Source organism: Actinocorallia libanotica (assembly GCF_039525175.1).
GTDB classification, from domain to species: Bacteria; Actinomycetota; Actinomycetes; order Streptosporangiales; family Streptosporangiaceae; genus Actinocorallia; species Actinocorallia libanotica.
In genome coordinates this window covers 1-1534 of sequence record NZ_BAAAHH010000099.1, presented here as the reverse complement: position 1 = coordinate 1534, position 1534 = coordinate 1, and the positions used below count along the sequence as shown (strand labels likewise).

At 71.5% G+C, this 1534-nt stretch carries 1 protein-coding gene and 1 pseudogene; both read left to right on the top strand.

Features of this window, described 5'->3' with window-relative positions; genetic code table 11:
- A partial coding sequence (locus ABD140_RS39770) for an HK97 family phage prohead protease (RefSeq protein WP_344248228.1) occupies positions 1–751 on the top strand: 751 nt, incomplete at its 5' end.
- Positions 748–1534: pseudogene (locus ABD140_RS39765) on the top strand (hypothetical protein); the annotation flags it as partial. The gene ABD140_RS39770 and the pseudogene ABD140_RS39765, both read left to right, overlap by 4 nt.

The window sequence follows — 1534 nt, the reverse complement described above, 5'->3', positions numbered from 1 at the left end:
GCGCGCCGAGAGCGACGCCGACGCCATGCCGGTGATGACCGTTGAGTTCTCCCGCTTCGACACCTGGTATGAGATCGACTCCCTGTGGGAGGGCCGCTTCCTGGAGCGGACCATCAAGGGCTCGTTCAAGCGGACCATCCGCAACAACGGCGCCGGCCTGAAGGTGTTGTTCAACCACGGCCGGGACATGACGATCCACCAGAAGGTCCTCGGGGTGCCCGCGCGCCTGGAGGAGCGGGAGACCTCCCCGTACATGGAGGTGCCGCTGCTGGACACCAGCTACAACCGGGACCTGGTGCCCGGCCTGCAGGCCGGCGCCTACGGCAGCAGCTTCATGTTCGACGTGGTGCGCGAGTCCTGGGACTACGACCCGGGCCCTTCGGACTACAACCCCGACGGCATCCCGGAGCGGACCGTGGAGGAGGTCCGCCTGTACGAGGCCGGGCCGGTGACGTGGCCGGCCAACCCGGACGCGACCGCGGGCCTGCGCTCCGGGGCGGACTGGCTGATGGAACAGCTCGCCGTCCAGGACAGCGCAGAGCGCGCCGACCTTGTACGATCATTTGCAGCCTTCCGGGCGATGCACGGCCTTCGCACCTCCGCAGACGCGGAGCCCGCGACCGCCAAGCACACGCCCGACCCGATGGCCCCGGCACCCGGTGATGCACCGGCTCGCCACGTCGACGGGATCTCGGCAGCGGCACGACGCCGCCGCCTGACGATTCACGACGCGGCAAGGAGCCGAGCATGACCATCGAAGAGATCCGCTCGCGCATCGCGGAGATCCGCTCCCGTCTGCAGGAGCTGGACACCGCCGCCGGGGACGGCGACCTGACCGGCGACGCCCGCGGCGAGTGGGAGTGGCTGGAGGCCGAGCTGGCCCAGCGCGACAACGAGCTGACCGAGGCCGAGACCGCCGAGCGCACCGCCGCCGAGCAGCGCGAGCGCGAAGAGCGCGAGCAGGGCGAGCGCACCGAGCGGCTGCGCGCCTCCCGGGAGAGGTGGCGCTCCACCCAGGTCGCCCGCAAGGTCACCCCGTGGGACGGGACGGACGTGCGGCGCCTGGGCCGCGGCGAGGTCCGCGACCGGGCGCTGGCCGTCATGGACGTCCGCGACCACGTCCGCCACCTGGACGACGGGCAGCTGGAGCAGGTGGAGTACCTGCTGCGCCACCGCGGCCCCGACTACGACCCGGCCGTCGTCGCGCGGATGATGCTGCTGAGCGAGCACGAGAACTACCGCAGCGCGTGGCAGAAGCTCGTCACCCAGACCCAGCCCGTCCTCACCAACGAGGAGGCGCGGGCGGTCAACGCCTTCACCGAGGCCCGCGCCATGTCCGGTGGCGTCGACACCGCCGGCGGGTACGGCGTGCCGGTGCTGATCGACCCGACGATCATCCTCACCGCCCAGGGCAGCCTCAACCCGTTCCGGCGCATCTCCCGCGTAGAGAACATCACCACCGACCAGTGGCGCGGCGTCACCAGCGCCGGCGTCAACTGGAGCTACGACGCTGAGGCCTCCGCCGTCAGCGACG